The sequence below is a fragment of the Pseudomonas sp. LSJ-87 genome, assembly GCF_032971465.1.
GTDB classification, from domain to species: Bacteria; Pseudomonadota; Gammaproteobacteria; order Pseudomonadales; family Pseudomonadaceae; genus Aquipseudomonas; species Aquipseudomonas putida_Z.
In genome coordinates this window covers 56,093-73,238 of the sequence record NZ_JAWJYQ010000027.1, presented here as the reverse complement: position 1 = coordinate 73,238, position 17,146 = coordinate 56,093, and the positions used below count along the sequence as shown (strand labels likewise).

17 protein-coding genes and 1 tRNA gene are annotated in these 17,146 nt (G+C 62.6%); 7 read left to right on the top strand and 11 right to left on the bottom strand.

Going from position 1 to position 17,146, the window contains the following annotated elements:
* Positions 1 to 184 precede the first annotated feature (184 nt).
* On the bottom strand, positions 185 to 1,822 hold the full coding sequence (gene mqo / locus RYH74_RS17490; protein WP_075046052.1) for a malate dehydrogenase (quinone): 1,638 nt from the start codon (positions 1,820 to 1,822) through the stop codon (positions 185 to 187).
* A 328-nt stretch (positions 1,823 to 2,150) separates the two neighbouring features.
* Positions 2,151 to 2,342: a YhfL family protein gene (locus RYH74_RS17485; RefSeq protein WP_003254720.1), complete on the bottom strand. Its 192-nt coding sequence runs from the start codon at positions 2,340 to 2,342 to the stop codon at positions 2,151 to 2,153.
* Positions 2,343 to 2,599: 257 nt separating this feature from the next.
* On the opposite strand from RYH74_RS17485, the gene RYH74_RS17480 reads away from it, so the two are divergent.
* The 3 genes from RYH74_RS17480 (at position 2,600) to RYH74_RS17470 (ending at position 4,312) form a co-directional block, all read left to right on the top strand.
* Positions 2,600 to 3,217, top strand: a complete 618-nt coding sequence (locus RYH74_RS17480; RefSeq protein ID WP_286100364.1) for a LysE family transporter — start codon at positions 2,600 to 2,602, stop codon at positions 3,215 to 3,217.
* A gap of 422 nt (positions 3,218 to 3,639) precedes the next feature.
* Complete coding sequence (locus tag RYH74_RS17475; protein ID WP_025340251.1) at positions 3,640 to 3,903, top strand: hypothetical protein; 264 nt, start codon at positions 3,640 to 3,642, stop codon at positions 3,901 to 3,903.
* Positions 3,904 to 4,039: 136 nt separating this feature from the next.
* Positions 4,040 to 4,312 carry a DUF3077 domain-containing protein gene (locus RYH74_RS17470; protein WP_317409824.1) on the top strand — a complete coding sequence of 91 codons (273 nt, stop codon included), beginning with the start codon at positions 4,040 to 4,042 and terminating at the stop codon, positions 4,310 to 4,312.
* 53 nt (positions 4,313 to 4,365) lie between these two features.
* On the opposite strand, the gene RYH74_RS17465 is transcribed toward RYH74_RS17470, so the two are convergent.
* The 5 genes from RYH74_RS17465 to dapA all read right to left on the bottom strand — a co-directional run bounded on the left by RYH74_RS17465 (position 4,366) and on the right by dapA (position 8,071).
* A tRNA-Ser gene (locus tag RYH74_RS17465) sits at positions 4,366 to 4,455 on the bottom strand.
* 91 nt (positions 4,456 to 4,546) lie between these two features.
* Positions 4,547 to 5,257, bottom strand: coding sequence for a phosphoribosylaminoimidazolesuccinocarboxamide synthase (gene purC, locus RYH74_RS17460; RefSeq protein WP_004375217.1), 711 nt, complete (start codon positions 5,255 to 5,257; stop codon positions 4,547 to 4,549).
* Positions 5,258 to 5,287: 30 nt separating this feature from the next.
* A complete protein-coding gene (locus RYH74_RS17455) occupies positions 5,288 to 6,046 on the bottom strand; it encodes an MBL fold metallo-hydrolase (protein ID WP_063913004.1) in 759 nt (252 codons plus the stop codon).
* Positions 6,047 to 7,168: an outer membrane protein assembly factor BamC gene (gene bamC / locus RYH74_RS17450; RefSeq protein WP_004375223.1), complete on the bottom strand. Its 1,122-nt coding sequence runs from the start codon at positions 7,166 to 7,168 to the stop codon at positions 6,047 to 6,049.
* 15 nt (positions 7,169 to 7,183) lie between these two features.
* On the bottom strand, positions 7,184 to 8,071 hold the full coding sequence (gene dapA, locus RYH74_RS17445) for a 4-hydroxy-tetrahydrodipicolinate synthase (RefSeq protein ID WP_317409823.1): 888 nt from the start codon (positions 8,069 to 8,071) through the stop codon (positions 7,184 to 7,186).
* 259 nt (positions 8,072 to 8,330) lie between these two features.
* Here dapA and RYH74_RS17440 point away from each other — a divergent pair, with 259 nt between their 5' ends.
* Together RYH74_RS17440 and RYH74_RS17435 are read left to right on the top strand one after the other, a co-directional pair.
* Positions 8,331 to 8,891 carry a glycine cleavage system protein R gene (locus RYH74_RS17440; protein ID WP_013973793.1) on the top strand — a complete coding sequence of 187 codons (561 nt, stop codon included), beginning with the start codon at positions 8,331 to 8,333 and terminating at the stop codon, positions 8,889 to 8,891.
* Positions 8,892 to 8,902: 11 nt separating this feature from the next.
* A complete protein-coding gene (locus RYH74_RS17435; RefSeq protein WP_075046053.1) occupies positions 8,903 to 9,376 on the top strand; it encodes a peroxiredoxin in 474 nt (157 codons plus the stop codon).
* A 124-nt stretch (positions 9,377 to 9,500) separates the two neighbouring features.
* On the opposite strand, the gene RYH74_RS17430 is transcribed toward RYH74_RS17435, so the two are convergent.
* Both RYH74_RS17430 and RYH74_RS17425 read right to left on the bottom strand, forming a co-directional pair.
* A complete protein-coding gene (locus tag RYH74_RS17430; RefSeq protein WP_075046054.1) occupies positions 9,501 to 10,571 on the bottom strand; it encodes an AI-2E family transporter in 1,071 nt (356 codons plus the stop codon).
* 19 nt (positions 10,572 to 10,590) lie between these two features.
* Positions 10,591 to 10,830: a sulfurtransferase TusA family protein gene (locus RYH74_RS17425; protein WP_004375233.1), complete on the bottom strand. Its 240-nt coding sequence runs from the start codon at positions 10,828 to 10,830 to the stop codon at positions 10,591 to 10,593.
* Between the two features lie 122 nt (positions 10,831 to 10,952).
* Between RYH74_RS17425 and RYH74_RS17420 the strand changes: the two genes are divergently transcribed.
* Positions 10,953 to 12,389, top strand: coding sequence for a M48 family metalloprotease (locus tag RYH74_RS17420; protein WP_025340255.1), 1,437 nt, complete (start codon positions 10,953 to 10,955; stop codon positions 12,387 to 12,389).
* Positions 12,390 to 12,498: 109 nt separating this feature from the next.
* Here RYH74_RS17420 and nadA read toward each other — a convergent pair whose 3' ends face one another.
* Both nadA and RYH74_RS17410 read right to left on the bottom strand, forming a co-directional pair.
* A complete protein-coding gene (gene nadA / locus RYH74_RS17415) occupies positions 12,499 to 13,557 on the bottom strand; it encodes a quinolinate synthase NadA (protein WP_003254747.1) in 1,059 nt (352 codons plus the stop codon).
* 273 nt (positions 13,558 to 13,830) lie between these two features.
* Positions 13,831 to 15,339, bottom strand: a complete 1,509-nt coding sequence (locus tag RYH74_RS17410; RefSeq protein WP_286100371.1) for a YdgA family protein — start codon at positions 15,337 to 15,339, stop codon at positions 13,831 to 13,833.
* A 445-nt stretch (positions 15,340 to 15,784) separates the two neighbouring features.
* On the opposite strand from RYH74_RS17410, the gene RYH74_RS17405 reads away from it, so the two are divergent.
* Complete coding sequence (locus RYH74_RS17405) at positions 15,785 to 17,137, top strand: APC family permease (RefSeq protein WP_317409822.1); 1,353 nt, start codon at positions 15,785 to 15,787, stop codon at positions 17,135 to 17,137.
* The last annotated feature ends 9 nt before the right edge of the window (positions 17,138 to 17,146 follow it).

Genomic DNA, 17,146 nt, shown 5'->3' with positions numbered 1-17,146 from the left:
AGATTTCAGATCAGTGGTTCTCCAGTACCGGCCTCTTCGCGGGCTTGCCCGCTCCCACAGGTACATCACAGTTCTCGAAAGCTGTGGTGTACCTGTGGGAGCGGGCAAGCCCGCGAAAGGGCCGGAACCGGCAACAAAAAAGCCACGAGGTCTCCCCCGTGGCTTCTGTCACAACAATGGCCGCTTAAAGCGCCATGTCATTCTCAGGCTTGCTTTCGACCGGCTGGCTCGGTGCAACCGTGGTGCCGACGCTTTCGTCGATCACCGGTGGCTTCTCGAGCTGCAGCACTTCAGCGGTGTAGTTCCACTCTTTCTGGGTGGCCGCCGCCGAGTCGTTCAGCTTGGTGCCGTAGCTCGGCACGATCTGCTTGATCTTGGCCTGCCACTCAGGGGTAGCGACCTTCTCCTTGAACACGGTTTCCAGCACGTTCAGCATGATCGGTGCCGCAGTCGATGCACCTGGCGATGCACCCAGCAGGCCGGCGATGGTGCGGTCTTCGGAAGCGACCACTTCGGTGCCCAGCTTCAGCACGCCGCCCTTCTCGGCATCACGCTTGATAATCTGCACGCGCTGACCGGCCTGCCACAGGCGCCAGTCTTCCTTCTTGGCGTTCGGGAAGTAGGTGCGCAGGGCTTCGAAACGGTCGTCGTCAGACAGCATCAGCTGGCCAGCGAGGTATTCCACCAGCGGGTACTGATCGATGCCTACCTTGGTCATCGGCCACACGTTGTGGGTGGTGGTGCTGCTCAGCAGGTCCAGGTACGAGCCGTTCTTCAGGAACTTGGTCGAGAAGGTGGCGAATGGGCCGAACAGGATCACGCGCTTGCCATCCAGCACGCGGGTGTCCAGGTGCGGAACCGACATGGGTGGCGCACCGGTCGAGGCGATGCCGTAGGCCTTGGCCATGTGCTGCATGGCCACGGTCGGGTTCTCGGTCACCAGGAACGAGCCGCCCACCGGGAAGCCTGCGTATTCCTTGGCTTCAGGAATGCCCGACTTCTGCAGCAGCTTCAGCGCGCCGCCGCCGGCACCGATGAACAGGAACTTGGCGTCGGTGGCCGATTCGCTACCGTCCTTCAGGTTCTTGTACTCGACGTGCCACGAGCCGTCCTTGTTGCGGGTGATGTCCTGCACTTCGCTGGACAGCTTCAGGTCGAAGTTTTCCTGGGTTTTCAGGTGGCCGACAAACTGGCGGGTGATCTCGCCGAAGTTGACGTCGGTGCCGATTGGCGTCCAGGTCACGGCCAGCTTCTGGTTAGGGTCGCGGCCTTCCATCATCAGCGGGACCCACTTGGCGATCTGCGCGTGGTCCTCGGAGTACTGCATCGGGCGGAACAGCGGGCTGGCCTGCAGTGCGTCGTAACGCTTCTTCAGGAACTTGATGTTGTCATCGCCCCACACGAAGCTCATGTGCGGCGTGGTGTTGATGAACGAATGCGGGTTCTTCAGCACGCCCTGGCGGACCTGCCACGACCAGAACTGGCGGGAAATCTGGAAGGCCTCGTTGATTTCGATGGCCTTGGTGATATTGACGTTGCCGTCCTTGTCTTCCGGGGTGTAGTTCAGCTCGGCCAGCGCGGAGTGGCCGGTACCGGCGTTGTTCCAGCCGTTGGAGCTTTCTTCGGCCACGCCATCCAGGCGCTCGACCATTTCCATCGACCAGCTTGGCTCCAGCTCGTGCAACCACACGGCCAGGGTCGAGCTCATGATGCCGCCGCCGACCAGCAGCACATCTACTTTCTTGGTTTCTGCGGCGTGCGCTTGCATGACGCTTGCAGCGACAGCCAGACCCAGCAAGGTCTTGCCAGCTTTCTTGAACATTGATCGATTCCAGTCAGGAGAACAGGGGGTGGGCCTGTGGCTGGCCCAAGTAAAGCATGTTCTGCAGCGCAGGCTTGTTGTTGATCATTGTTCAGCAGCCAGAGAACCAGAAAACGACTCGGCCTTTTGTCGAATTGACCGACAAGGCTGAATCGTTTTTCCGATTGTAGCTCAAATGCCAGCACAAACAAATTGCCACCCGGAGCGTCAAGGCGACGGGTTGCCTCAGTGGCAGATTGTCACGCGGAAAAACAAAAACCCCCGATCACGTAAATGACCGGGGGCCTTGGATCACGCCGCAAGCGTCGCGATCAGGGTACCGCCAAGATTACTGCTGCTGAGGCAGTTTATCGATCGGGCCGCAGCCACCGATGATCTTGGAGATGGAAACCGAAGGGTGGAACAGGTAGTCGTAGGTGCAGTTTTTCGGCTGGTTGTAAACCTGGCCAGTGCAACCCGACAGCAGGGCAACACCCGAAACGACAGCAACGGCTACGGTAGCCTTGAACAGCTTTTTCATACTAAGTCCTTTAAATGAATCATCTTCGGCCATCATTCTGATGGCGGCGGGATGATACAGAACCTAGGCATTGGATCCAAGCCGCAAAGTGCACTGGCTGGTTGCACGTGTGCAACAACAAGTTGCCCTTGTAGGAAATTTCTCGCACTTCTGAAAATTCAGAGCTTGTTTCCAATTTCCTGGTAGACGGTTGAAAAGCGGGCCGGTGGCGACGATAGTCTTGAACTCTGCCTACGCACCACCAACAGGAGTTCCCCATGCTCGGCGTCACCGACTACGGCGCGTTCGTCATCGCCTTCATCATCGTCCTGGCCATCCCCGGCCCGGGCAACTTCGCCCTGATCACCGCCACCGGCAAGGGCGGAATCAAGGCCGGCATGGCCGCGACCTGCGGGGTGATCCTGGGTGACCAGGTGCTGCTGTGGCTGGCGGTGGCTGGCGTTGCCACCCTGCTGGCGGCCTACCCTGCCGCCTTCCACGTGGTGCAGTGGGCCGGTGCTGCGTACCTGGCCTACCTGGGCCTGCGCATGCTGCTGAGCAAACCCGGTGGCGCGCCGCGGGCCAGCCGCATGGACAACGGCCAGTACCTGCGCCAGACCATGATGATCACCCTGCTCAACCCCAAGGCGATCATGTTCTACATGGCGTTCTTCCCGCTGTTTGTCGACCCGGTGAAGCACCAGGGGCTGGTGACCTTCGGCTTCCTCGCGGCGACAGTGGCGGTGGTGACCTTCCTGTACGGGTTGATTGCCGTGGTGCTGACGCACGAGTTGGCCGAACGCATGCGCGCCAATCCGCGGATTGCCAATATGTTCGAGCGGCTGGCGGGGGCTTGCCTGGTGGGGTTTGGCATCAAGCTGGCGGCGATGCGCTGAAGGCCCTGGGGGGCGCTTTGCGCCCCTTTCGCGACGCAAGGCCGCTCCCACAAGGTGGCCTTACGCAAACTCCTTGTGGGAGCGGCCTTGCGTCGCGATGGGCCGCAAAGCGGCCCCCAGTCCTACAGCTGAAACTCAGAATAATCCACTTCCCTGTAGGCCATTTCCCAAACATACTGCCAACCCGCTCAAACTGTTGCGACGGATTGGGTCGCGCTCTAGTCTCGGCTTGTCGTTGCAAAATCAACGACCGGCTTTGACAGGCCGACTACTCAAGTTTCCGTTGCAGCGTTATGGCAGCTGTGCATGGGGCACATTCGTGTGCGCCGGGTCTTGGGTAACCGGTCTGTCAACCCATGTATAGCTGCCCCCATTCGTTTGACAGCGTTGCCAGGCGGCTCCACTTACCCAAGGAGCTTTACATGCGCAAGATGGTCCCCGATCCACCCCACTCCCTCGATTCCACCCAGGCTCTGCAAGACACCCTGGTCCAGTCCTCAGAGTACGTACTCTGTGCCCTGTTCGTGGCCCGCCAATCCGTGCAACTCAAACCCACGGCCCCGAGTTCGATCGTGATGCAGGCCGTGATCCATGAAATGGAAGCGGTACAGGGCCTGGTCGAGTCGGCATTGATGCAATTGCAGATGCAGGCCCATTTACCGGCTGAGCCAAGAACTTTGCACTAGCAGGCCTGGCCTCTTCGCGGGCACGCCCGCTCCCACAGGGGTAATCATTGCCCTCAAGTACTGCGCCGTACCTGTGGGAGCGGGCGCGCCCGCGAAGAGGCCGGCACAGACACCCAAGATTCCAGGGAGAAAAACAATGCCCACCGACGACACAATGCAACCCACCACAGTCGGCAAGACCTGCTTCTACCAAGGCGAAAACAACACCCACCCGCTGTTCCGCATCGAGCCCGGCATTCCCTGCCAGGACGCCCGCGAACAGGCATCCGAACTGATGGGCTACGTCCGCGACCTGATCATCACCGGTTTGATGGATGGCGACCAGAAGCTGATCTGGGCCTCGCATTACCTGAGTGCGATGGCCAAGGCGCTGCTGGACGATGCTGAACTGGGGATGATGAAAAAATAAGGCACAACGAAAAAGCCCCTGGAAACTTTCGTTCCCAGGGGCTTCATCTTGTATGGCGGAGAGATAGGGATTTGAACCCTAGGTACTGTTGCCAGTACAACGGATTTCGAATCCGTCCCGTTCGACCACTCCGGCATCTCTCCAATGCCGCGCATCATACCAGCGTTCTTTTAAAACGCAAACCTTTTTTTAAAAAAAATCGCGTGGTATCAGGCGCTTGCGTGAACGTGCCGATTACAGCGGCACGCCCAGGCGCTTGGCAACTTCTTCGTAGGCTTCGATCACATCGCCCAGGCCCTGGCGGAAGCGGTCCTTGTCCATCTTCTTGCGGGTCTCTTTGTCCCACAGGCGGCAGCCGTCCGGGCTGAACTCGTCGCCCAGCACGATCTGGCCGTGGAATACGCCGAACTCCAGCTTGAAGTCGACCAGCAGCAGGCCGGCGTCATCGAACAGCTTGCTCAGCACTTCGTTGACCTTCAGCGACAGCTTTTTCATTTCGGCCAGCTGCTCGGCGGTGCCCCAGCCGAACGCGACAACGTGGGATTCGTTGATGAAGGGGTCGCCCTTCTCGTCGTTCTTCAGGAACAGCTCGAAGGTGGACGGCTCCAGCTTGATGCCCTCCTCCACGCCCAGGCGCTTGACCAGGCTGCCGGCGGCGTAGTTGCGCACCACGCACTCGACCGGGATCATGTCCAGCTTCTTCACCAGGCACTCGTTGTCGCCCAGCAGCTTGTCGAACTGGGTCGGCACGCCGGCTTCTTCCAGTTTCTGCATGATGAAGGCGTTGAACTTGTTGTTCACCATGCCTTTGCGGTCGAGCTGTTCGATACGCTTGCCGTCGAACGCCGAAGTGTCGTTACGGAACAGCAGGATCAAGCGGTCGGCGTCGTCGGTCTTGTAAACCGATTTGGCCTTGCCGCGGTAGAGTTCGTCGCGTTTTTCCATGATTGGGCTCCGCTTGCTTGAGGTGTTGGGCTAGGCGATTTCGCGCCAGTCGAGCCCGTGTTCCTGATTCGCCACCTGGAGCCAGTCCGGGTCGCACCCAAGGGTGTCGACGAAGCACTGGCGAGCCAAGTGTGGCAGGTTGTTCTTGCTGCTGAGGTGGGCCAGCACCAGGTGTTGCAGGTTGCTCCAGCCCAACTCGTGCACCAGGCGCGCGGCCTGGTGATTGTTCAAATGCCCTTGCATGCCACCCACCCGCTGCTTCAGGAAGGCCGGGTAGTGACCGCGTGCCAGCAGGTCGCGGCAGTGGTTGGCCTCGATCAGCAGTGCATCCAGGCCCTGGTAACGCTCCAGCAGCAGCGCGTCGTACGAGCCCAGGTCGGTCAGCATGCCGAAGCGCCGCTGGCCGTCACTGACCACGTACTGCAGCGGCTCGTAGGCGTCGTGCTCGACCCGCGCCGCGGTCACTTCCAGGCTGCCGATACGCAGGCTGTCGCCACAAGCGAGAAAACCGGCCACCTCCACCGGCTTGCGCATGCCGCGCAAGGTCCCCTGGCTGAGGTAGACCGGTACATTGTAGCGCCGTGACAGCAAGCCGACCCCATGCACGTGGTCGGCATGTTCGTGGGTGACCAGTACCGCACTGAGCTGGGCCGCCGACACGCCGAGCAGCGCCAGGCGCCGCTCGGTCTCGCGCAGGGAAAACCCGCAATCGACCAGGATGAACGTGTCACCACTGGCGATCAGCGTGCCGTTTCCCTGGCTGCCGCTTCCGAGTACCGCGAAGCGCACTTAGCCCAGGTGATCCTGAATGGCGCTCAGCACGCGGCGGGCGACATCGGCCGGGGCCACGGTGTTGATGTTCTTCTCGACCGTGACCTGCACGCTCTCACCCACCTTGCTCAGGCGAACCTGGTAGCGCTCGGCACGGGCTTCACGCTCTTCCTTGGTCGGCTCGCTGCCGAACATGCGGCCGAAGAAGCCAGGCTGGTTCTGCTTGTCTTCAGGCTTTTCAGACAGGTTGATGTAGTACAGGCCCAGGCTGCGGTTGATGTCCTCGACACGCCACTCGCCACCCTGCTCCAGGGCACGGCCCACGCTGGACCAGGCGCGGTCCAGGTCGGCGCCCAGGTACAGCACCGGGTTGCCGCTGCCGTCTTCGCTCAGGCTGACGCGGCTTGGCGCGTCGAAATCGCGCGCGGCCAGCAGCGATACCGAACCGCCCTTCTCGGCGCTGCGGTTCATGCTGGCAAGCATTTCGTCGACCAGCAGGGCATCGGCACCGGTGTTGCTGGAGGTGGACGGGAAATCGGGCTCGGCAGTGCTGCCGGCCGGGCGCTCGACGCTGACCACATACACCTCGGAGGTGTTGCGCTGCACGCCAGGCTCCATGCGTACACGCACGCGCACTTCGCTGTCAGCGCTGCTGGCAGTGCTGGCCAGGCGCTGGCCGAGCGAAGCCGACAGTTCGTCGAAACGCTGCCAGGTGGTGTTGAATTCACCGGTCTGCGGGCGCTCTTCGGCGATGCGGAAGCCGTTGTCCTCGAAGAACTGGCGAGCCACCGGCCATACCTCGGCCGGCGAATGCTGGGCCAGCACCCAACGGCTGCTGCCGCTGCGCTGCAGGCTGTAGTCGGTAACCTGGGCGGCGCCACCGGTCATCGGTTGCGGGCGCGGCACCTCGAACTCGCCGGTGGCGCTGTCGTCGGCGACATTGCGCGGGATCGGCAGCAGCGGGTCAAGGCGCTTGACGTTGCTGGCGTCCGGCGGCAGCTGCATCGGCGCAGTCGGGCGCGCCTGCAGGTAATCGCTGCCGCGGTCGCGGAAATAGCCATCCTCGCCCCACAGCCAGCCACACCCACTGGTGCTGGAGATGATCAGGGCAAGGGCGGAAAGACCAGCCAGTCGCTTCATGCGGTGTACTTCCTCTTAAACCAGTACGCCGGACTGGCGCAAGGCAGTACGGACTTTTTCGTGGCAGCCTTCGCTCAGCCAGGTCAGCGGCAGGCGAATGCCTTTGTGCATCAGGCCCATTTCGACGAGTGCCCATTTCACCGGGATCGGGTTGGACTCGCAGAACAGGTCTTTGTGCAGCGGCATGAGTTTTTCGTTGATTGCGCGGGCCTTCTCGGCATTGCCCGCAAGGGCGGCCTCGCACAGGTCGGCCATTTCGCGCGGGGCGACGTTGGCAGTGACGGAAATGTTGCCCTTGCCGCCCATCAGGATCAGCTCGACGGCAGTCGGGTCGTCGCCGGACATGACGATGAAGTCTTTGTCGACGCCATCGAGGATGGCCTTGGCGCGTACCAGGTCGCCGGTGGCTTCCTTGATACCGATGATGTTCTTGACCTTCGACAGGCGGATCACGGTATCGGCCTGCATGTCGCAGGAGGTGCGGCCGGGTACGTTGTAGAGGATCTGCGGGATGTCGACGGCTTCGGCGATGTGCTTGAAGTGTTGGTACAGGCCTTCTTGCGTCGGCTTGTTGTAGTACGGTACCACCAGCAGGCAGGCGTCGGCGCCGGCATTCTTGGCGTTCTGGGTCAGGTGCACGGCTTCAGCAGTGGCGTTGGCACCGGTGCCGGCGATGACCGGGATGGGTTTGTTGCTGCGCTTGACGCGCTCGACCACGTGCTTGATGACCAGGATGTGTTCTTCGACATCCAGCGTGGCGGACTCACCGGTTGTGCCGACAGCGACAATCGCGTGGGTGCCGTTTTCCAGGTGGAAGTCTACAAGTTTGTCGAGGCTGCCCCAGTCCACACGCCCTTGTGCATCCATGGGTGTGACCAATGCCACCATACTGCCCGCAATCATGTAACTGCTCCTGCCGGAAAAAGAGAGCGGTAATGGTACTGGGGGCATCGGCCTTGCACAAGCGAAGCAGGCGGGCGGAGCATTCCCCTCGGCGCCTTATTTCGCTACCCTTGATGCTTTGATCGGTGCAGCGCGGCCCGCCGGGCCGTCGACCTTGCTCCCCGCCAGCGTCCACGACCTCGCATGCGAGCCCCGGGCCCTGCCGACAGGAGGCTTTCGCCCGTCCTGTGCCGACCGCTCATCGCTTTAGGAATGCTGCATGTCCACCCCCACCGTCCGCGAACAATTCCTTGTCATCAGTGCCCTGGGCCCCAACCCCATGGAGCTGGCCAACGTCCTCAGCCGCGCTGCCTTCGAAAACCGCTGCGCGGTGGTCACCTCGCGCCTGAGCCGCCACGGCGAGACCAGCGCCCTGGTACTGCAGGTAGGTGGCAGCTGGGACGCCCTGGCGCGCCTCGAAGCCATGCTGCCGGGCCTGGGCAAGAAGCACGGCCTGACCCTGGACGTGGTGCGCAGCGCCGACCAGGAAGTGCGCCCGCAGGCCCTGCCCTACGTGGCCTACGTCAGCGCCGCCTACCGGCCGGACATCATCAACGAGCTGTGCCAGTTCTTCCTCGACCACCGCGTCGAGCTGGAAGCCATGACCTGCGATACCTACCTGGCACCGCAGACCGGCAGCAGCATGCTCAATGCCCAGTTCACCGTGATTCTGCCGGCCGGCACCCAGATCAGCTGGCTGCGTGACCAGTTCCTGGACTTTGCCGATGCCCTGAACCTCGATGCGCTGATCGAGCCATGGCGTCCACAGAACCCAATGTAAGGAAACCGAACATGGCCGTAGCAATCGACCAACCCGTTGCCGACTTCCAGGCCCTGGCCACCAGCGGGCAAACCGTCAGCCTGGCCGAGCTCAAGGGCCGGCAAGTGGTGGTGTACTTCTACCCGAAGGACAGCACCCCAGGCTGCACCACCGAAGGCCAGGGTTTCCGTGACCAGCACGATGCCTTTGCCGCAGCCAATACCGTGGTGTTCGGCGTGTCGCGCGATGGCATCAAGTCGCACGAGAACTTCAAGGCCAAGCAAGGCTTCCCGTTCGAGCTGATCAGCGACAAGGACGAAGCCCTGTGCCAGCTGTTCGACGTGATCAAGCTGAAGAAGCTGTATGGCAAGGAATACATGGGCGTTGACCGCAGCACCTTCCTGATCGACAAGGACGGTGTGCTGCGCCAGGAATGGCGCGGGGTGAAAGTGCCCGGGCATGTGGATGCAGTACTGGCTGCTGCCCAGGCCCTGAACAAGGCTTGAGGTCGTGGGGGGCGCTTTGCGCCCCTTTCGCGACACAAGGCCGCTCCCACAAGGTCCCGCGTACACCGATCAATGTGGGAGCGGGCGCGCCCGCGAATGGGCCGCAAAGCTGCCCCATTTGCACTCAGAGCATCGGCGAAACGCTAGGCTCCTGCCGCGGCCAGGCATCCAGCACAGCCTTGATCAGCGTCGCCAGCGGGATGGCAAAGAAGATCCCCCAGAACCCCCACAACCCGCCAAACAGCAACACCGCGCAGATGATCGCCACCGGGTGCAGGCTCACCGCCTCGGAGAACAGCAGCGGCACCAGCACGTTGCCGTCCAGCGCCTGGATGATCGCGTACACCGTCATCAGGTAGATGAACTGGTCACCCCAGCCCCACTGGAACAGTGCGATCAACGTCACCGGCACGGTCACCACCACCGCGCCCACGTAAGGCACCACCACCGACAGCCCCACCAGCAACGCCAGCAACGCGGCGTAGTTGAGCCCCAGACTGATGAAGGCGATGTAGGTGGCAATGCCGCAGATCAGGATCTCGATGCCCTTGCCGCGGATGTAGTTGGCGATCTGCCGGTTCATCTCGCTGCCCACCCGGTTCAGCAGGCTGCGTTGGCGTGGCAGGTAGCCGCTGACCCAACGGCCGATCAGTTCGCGGTCCTTGAGAAAGAAAAACACCAGGATCGGCACCAGCACCAGGTAGATCATGGCGTTGACCAGCAGCGGCAGGCTCGATAGCGAGAAGGTCAGCGCCCACTGGCCGAACTTGCCGATTTCCCCGCGCACCGACTCGATGGCATGCAGCACCTGCTCGTCCGACACCAGGTGCGGGTAGCGCTCGGGCAACAGCAACAGCAGCGACTGCCACTTGCCGAGCATGCCCGGCAGTTCGTTGAACAGGGTGATCAACTGGTGCCACAGCAGCGGCACCAGCACCAGCATGAACACCGCCAGCGCGCCCATGAACAGGGCGAACACCAGCATCACCGCCAACCGGGTGGGTACCCGCAAGCGCTCCAGGGCATTGACCAGCCCCTGCATCAGAAACGCCAGCACCATGCCCGCCAGCACCGGCGCAAGCATGCCACCCAGGGTGAGTACCGCACTAAAAGCCAGGAACAACAGGACCGCCAGCACCACCGCTTCCTCATCGGAGAAGTAGCGCTGCATCCAGTCGCGAAGCACTTTGAACATTGACGATCCTTGGAAAGACTCAGGCCTTGCGCAGCCAGTAAGTGTAGGTACCGGCCTCGGCCGTTTCCCGCAGCAGGGTATGACCGGCCAACTGGGCGAAAGTGCGGAAGTCGCGCTGGGAGCCGGCGTCGGTGGCGATTACCTTGAGCACCGCGCCGCTGGCCAGGCGGTTGAGCTCCATCTTGGCCTTCAGCAGCGGCAAAGGGCAATTCAGCCCGCTGGCGTCCAGTTCGGCGTCACAGGTCAGGGTTTCACTCATTGCGGGGCTCTCCAAAGGCATTGCCAGGCTGTATCTGGATTTGGCCGGCTAGGATAGCGCCACTGGTCGCCAACGTGTGAGCCCGCTACAGTAGGTATCTTTGACCGACGCGAGCTTCATGCATGAATCTACTGCGCCCTACCCTGCTGACGCTGGCCTGCCTGTTGGCCCTTCCCGGCCATGCTGACGACCTGCCATCACTGGGCGACGCCAGTTCCGCGATCGTCTCGCCACAACAGGAGCACCAGCTCGGCCGTGCCTGGCTGAGCCTGCTGCGCGGCCAGGTCAACCAGCTCAACGACCCGCAGCTGAAGGACTACGTCGAAACCAGCGTGTACCGCCTGGCCGAAACCAGCCAGCTGCAGGACCGCCGCCTGGAATTCATCCTCATCGATAGCCGCGAGCTCAACGCCTTTGCCGCCCCCGGCGGCATCGTCGGGGTCAACGGCGGGCTGTTCCTCAACGCCCAGACCGAAGGCGAGTACGCTTCGGTACTGGCCCACGAACTGGCGCACTTGTCGCAGCGCCACTTCGCCCGCGGCGTCGAGGCCCAGCAGCGCATGCAACTGCCGATGATGGCAGCGCTGCTGGCCGGTATCGTGCTGGCGGCCGGTGGCGGCGGTGATGCCGGTATCGGTGTGATCGCCGGCACCCAGGCGGCGGCGATCCAGGAACAGCGGCGCTTCTCGCGGCAGAACGAACAGGAAGCCGACCGCATCGGCATCCAGAACCTGGAAAAGGCCGGCTACGACCCGCGCAACATGCCGACCATGTTCGAGCGCCTGGCCCGGCAGTACCGCTACGACGCCAAGCCGCCGGAGTTCCTGCTGACCCACCCGGTAACCGAATCGCGTATTGCCGACACCCGCAACCGCGCCGAGCAGGCCCCCAAGGGCGGCGTCGAGGACAGCATGCGCTACCAGCTGATCCGTGCCCGGGTGGCGCTGACCTACGAAGGCACCCCGGGGCTGGCGGCCAAACGCTTCCGCGCCCAGCTGGACGAAGACCCCAAGCTGGACGCCGCGCGTTACGGCCTGGCCCTGGCGCAGATCAAGGGCGGCCAGCTGAACGAGGCGCGTGAACTGCTCAAGCCGCTGCTGGCCAAGGCGCCCAACGACATTACCTACAACCTGGCGCAGATCGACCTGGACATCACCAACAACCGCCTGGCCGACGCGCAGCAGCGCGCCGAACGCATGCAGGGGTTGTACCCGGGCAACTACCCGCTGAAGCAGGTGCGTGCCGATCTGCTGGTGAAGCTGAACAAGCCCGCCGAGGCGGAAAAGGTGCTGAACGAACTGGTGAAGAGCCGGCCGGATGACCCGGACGTGTGGTACGACATGGCCGAAGTGCGGGGCCTTTCGGGCAATACCATTGGCTTGCACCGGGCGCGGGCCGAGTACTTCACCCTGGTGGGCGACTTCGACCAGGCCATCCAGCAGCTGGATTACGCCAAGCGCCGGTCGGGTGGGAACTTCCCGCTGGCAGCACAGATTGACCAGCGCCAGCGCGAGATCATGGAGCAGCAGCGCATGGTTCAGGAAATGATGGGGCGTTGAGGACCCTTTCGCGGGTAAACCCGCTCCCACAGGGACCGCACCGCCCGTGAGCGCTGCGCTGTACCTGTGGGAGCGGGTTTACCCGCGAAGAAAGCGACGCGGTCTGGCGTCAGGCGTTACCAGACAACTTCAGGCGCGCTGCCTGGGTAAAGTCCAGCATCCGGTTCAGCGGCTTGATCGCCTTCGGCACCAGCGCCGGGTCAACAAAGATCTCGTTCGTGCCATTACGCAGGCAATCCAGCACACGCTCCAGGGTGTTCATCGCCATCCACGGGCAGTGCGCGCAGCTGCGGCATGCCGCGCCGTTACCGGCGGTGGGGGCTTCGACGAACTCCTTGTCCGGGCACAGCTGCTGCATCTTGTAGAAGATGCCGCGGTCGGTGGCGACGATGAAGGTCTTGTTCGGCAGGGTCTGGGCAGCCTTGATCAGCTGGCTGGTGGAGCCCACCGCGTCGGCCAGCTCGATCACCGCTTCCGGCGACTCGGGGTGCACCAGAATCGCCGCATCCGGGTACAGCGCCTTCATGTCGGCCAACTGGCGCGACTTGAACTCTTCGTGAACGATGCAGGCACCGTCCCACAGCAGCATGTCGGCACCGGTTTGCTTCTGGATGTAACGCCCCAGGTGCTGGTCCGGGCCCCAGATGATGGTTTCGCCGTTGTCCATCAGGCTTTCGACGATTTCCAGTGCGCAGCTCGAGGTCACCACCCAGTCGGCGCGGGCCTTCACGGCAGCGGAAGTGTTGGCATAGACCACCACGGTACGCTCGGGGTGCTGGTCGCAGAAGGCCGAGAACTCTTCTACCGGGCAGCCCAGGTCGAGCGAGCAGGTGGCCTCCAGGGTGGGCATCAGCACGCGCTTTTCCGGGGTGAGGATTTTCGCTGTTTCGCCCATGAAGCGCACACCGGCAACGATCACGGTTTCGGCCGGGTGGTTCTTGCCGAAGCGGGCCATTTCCAGCGAGTCGGACACGCAGCCGCCGGTTTCTTCGGCCAGCGCCTGGATGACCGGGTCGCAGTAATAGTGGGCGACCAGCACGGCGTTCTGGGCCTTGAGCTCGGCAGCGATGGCCGCACGGTATTCGGCCTCCTGCTCGGCTGTCAGCGGGTTTGGCTGCTTGGCGTCGAGGTGGGCCTGAACCAACAGGCGTTCGGAAATCTGGGTCATGATCGCTGGACCTGCAGGCGCGTGCGCGCGTCAAATCGAGTGTATCACCCGGCCCTGACAGATCGGCTAAGGGTGCCGGACGGCACGAAGGCCGCCACGGCCCTCTGCGGGCGCGGATTATTATCGGAGGCCGAAGGCTACAGACAATCCAGCGATTTCTAAAGTGGTTTTTGTGTTGCCTGTGCTGGCCTCTTCGCGGGCACGCCCGCTCCCACAGGTACAGCGCTGCCCTCGGGGGCAAAGAGTAACCTGTGGGAGGAACAGGAGAAACGATCAGCCCTGCGGCGACAGGGCCGCCAGCTGCGCCGCCATGAGCATGGCGAACTCTTCCACGGTCATCTTCTTGCCGTTGAAGTCGACCATGCCGTCGGCATAGTGCAGGCTGCTCACCACATCATTGCCCTGCACGGTGGCCATGCCACTCTGCAGCGCCATCATGCCGACCATTTCCCCGGCCTGGCTCGATTGCATGGCAATGGCCTGGGCGTCGGTCTGGCCATCCAGCAGTGCCTGCAAGGTTGCCAGGTCACCGATCATCGGCTTGGACAACGACAGCTTGCTCTTCACCTCGGTGATCAGTTGCTTGCTCAACTGGTCAGGCGGCAGGTCGAAGCTGGCCGGGGCGGCGAAGCCCATCGACAGGTCAAAGCGGCTTTCGCCATTGGCGGTCCTGAACGACAGGTTTTCCACCGCCACCCGGGGCTTGGCAGCCAGCAGTTTCTGCAGCTCGCCCTGGAACCTGGCCTTCTCCTCATCGTCCATCTGGATTTCCGGCACCGGCTGGCCAGCGGCAGCTGCGGCCTCGAATTCCGGCAGGTGCGCCTGGTACCACGTCGACAACGCCTGTAGCGCCGGCGCGTTGACCGACGTGATGCTCACCGCCATCTGCGCCTTGCCCACCGCACGACCATCCCAGGTGATATCCCCGACCTTGTACTCCACGCGGCCACCCACGGTATCCGGGCCGTCAAGGGTTTGCAGGGCGTTCTGCTCCAGCCCCTTGACCACCAGCACCTGCTGTTTGGGCCCCAGGGTGACCTTGGTTTCGGCCAGCGCCAGGTCGACGTTGCCCACGTAGATGGCCTGGTGCGCGGTGGCCGCCAGCTGGCCGCCGACCTTCAGGCCATTGAGCTCGAAGGTGGCAGGTGGCTGGTCATCGCGTACCAGTTTCATCACGAACCGATCGGCCTGGCCGTGGAAGCTCGAGGCCTTGCCTTCCTGGTCACCACTGACTTGCAGTTGCATGCCCGAGAAGTCGAGGCTGTTGCCATCCGCTTCGTCGAGCTTGACCGGTGCCAGCTGCACCTGGCTGACCACATTGCCGTCGTAGCCCAGGCTGGTCTGTGCGCTGACCGGGGCCTGCTCGCCCGCTGCGGCGAACCACGGCGCGGTGGCGTCGTCCTTCTGCAGCGTGCTGTTGCTGACTGCCAGCACCGGCATCAGCTTCAGTGCCTTTACCCGCGACCAGGGGAACGGGCCGTGCTCGATCTGGTCGGTCACGCCAACGTCGAAATTCACCACTTCGCCTTCGCCCAGGTTGATATCGCGGGCCTTGAGCCGGTACTGGGCGGTACTGCTGAAGAAATGCTGCTCCAGCGACACCCGTTCGATGCTCATGCTGCCACCGGTGCTCACCAGGGCCTTCTTGAGTTCCGCGTTGCTGCGGACCAGGGCGTTGTCCAGCTCCGCAGGCAGCTGCTTGCCGGTGTACCAGGCGCCAGCGGTGGTTGCGACGGCGATGGCGATAGCCAGGCCGGAAAGGATGCCAACTGATTTCTTCATGAATAGAACCGATTGCTGTCCATATGGGCTTCGTAGGCGGCCAAGGGCCACACAGGACGCCAAGAGTACCACTGCAGCCCAGCCCTGGCGCTGGCCAGGCTCGAGAAATCCGGTTTTTGGGAAACGCCTGACATACCTTCCGAGGGAAACCGGCATTCGTTAATTTTTGCGAACACCAGAATTGATCATAACCGCAAAAAAACGCGCAAAAACCGAACAAAACCCCACTTTAATCGATAAATATTTCAATCCAGCAACATCTTGTCATGTTTAACTTGACACTAAGCTACCCATCGTTTTTTATTTTCACCACTTTGCGCGCTCCTCCGCGCCCCCGCTGCTCCAACAATAAAGGTGAACAACATGGAGCCCACCCGCTCGCCCTTGCCGCATGCGCAGTACACCGTGCCCGCCGTTTACGCCCAGCCGCAGGAGCCATGCCAGCATGCAGCCTGACCACAGCGCTTCCGGCAACGGCCAACTCCGCAAAACCCTGCGCCTCTGGCACGTGATCATCATCGGTCTGGCCTACCTGACCCCGATGACCGTGTTCGACACCTTCGGTATCGTTTCCGGGATTACTGCCGGCCACGTACCCAGCGCCTACATCCTGGCACTGGCCGGGATCCTGTTCACCGCCGTGAGCTACGGCACCCTGGTAAGGCGCTTCCCGCAGTCGGGCTCGGCCTACACCTACACACAGCGCGCGATCAACCCGCACGTCGGCTTCCTGGTCGGCTGGTCGTCGTTACTGGACTACCTGCTGCTGCCAATGGTCAACGCCTTGCTGGCCAAGCTGTACCTTTCGGCCATGTTCCCGGAAGTACCGGAGTGGATGTGGGTGGCCGGCTTCGTCACCCTGATCAGCCTGATCAACATGCGCAGCGTGAACCTGGTGGCGCACTTCAACCTGCTGTTCGTGGCCGTGCAGGTGGCGATCATCGCCGTGTTCATCTACCTGTGCGTGCGCGGCCTGGACCAGGGTGAAGGGTTGGGTACCGCCTGGAGCCTGCTGCCGTTCGCCGACGACCAGACCCAGCTCAGCGCCCTGGCCGCCGGTGCGACCATCCTGTGCTTCTCGTTCCTCGGCTTCGACGCGGTCACCTGCCTGTCCGAAGAAACCCGCGACCCGGGCAAGACCATCCCTCGCGCGATCTTCCTCACCGCCCTGATTGGCGGCCTGGTGTTCATCACCGTGTCGTACTTCATCCAGGCCTACTTCCCGACCATGTCCCGCTTCCACGACCAGGAAGCGGCACTGCCGGAAATCGCCCTGTACGTCGGCGGCAAGTTGTTCCAATCGATCTTCATCGCCTGCACCGTGATCAACACCATCGCCTCGGGCCTGGCCTCGCAGACCAGCGTGTCGCGCCTGCTGTACGTGATGGGCCGCGACAACGTGATCCCGGCCAGCCTGTTCGCCCGCCTGCACTCACGCTACAAGACGCCGGTGCTGAACATCGCGGTGGTGGGGCTGATTTCGCTGTCGGCGATCTTCTTCGACCTGGTCACCGCCACCTCGATCATCAACTTCGGTGCGCTGGTCGCGTTCAGCTTCGTCAACCTGTCGGTGATCAACCACTGCTACCTGCGCGAAGGCAAGCGCCAGGGCCTGGCCAACCAGCTGACATACCTGGTGGCACCCACCATCGGCTTCTGCATCATCGTCTCGCTGTGGCTGGACCTGAACGCACACTCGCTGCTGTTCGGTGGCGTCTGGGCACTGCTCGGCCTGCTGTACCTGGCCTGGCTGACCAAAGCCTTCAGGGTCTCCCCGCCCAACTACATCGCTGAATGACCCATGCTG